Here is a 375-nt window from a genome sequence, read left to right as displayed (position 1 = left end):
GCTTGTTTATGATGTCATGCATACAGACAACCGTGATGGTTTGCCTTTTATTCACATCCACAAGGATGTGAGCAACATTATGAAAATGCCTGATGGCTCAATTTCAGCTACAGAATTGGATGCTATTAAAGAAAAAGGTTTTCATCAAAAAGTTGATGCACTTTTTAAGGCTGACTTTGTAGAGAGATTTAAAGAGTCTTTCCCAGAGATTGCCATTGAAACCTATGACAAAGAAAAAAAATCAGTTCTTGATTATGACAATCAACGAGTCAAAGACTACCGTGTTGCTTTTGACCAAGAGTCTTTGGACAAAATAAAAAGAAATAGCACAACACCAGAGAAAATTGAGCAGGTTGTAAAGCAAATCTGGTTTTT

1 protein-coding gene is annotated in these 375 nt (G+C 35.7%); it reads left to right on the top strand.

The genetic code is table 11. The annotated features are described in order from the left end of the window. A partial coding sequence (locus ACO0KY_RS19675; protein ID WP_423048930.1) for a hypothetical protein occupies window positions 1-375 on the top strand: 375 nt, incomplete at both ends.

It is taken from the genome of Undibacterium sp. Dicai25W, from assembly GCF_049340505.1.
GTDB classification, from domain to species: Bacteria; Pseudomonadota; Gammaproteobacteria; order Burkholderiales; family Burkholderiaceae_D; genus Undibacterium; species Undibacterium jejuense.
This window is presented reverse-complemented; position numbering and strand designations above follow the sequence as displayed.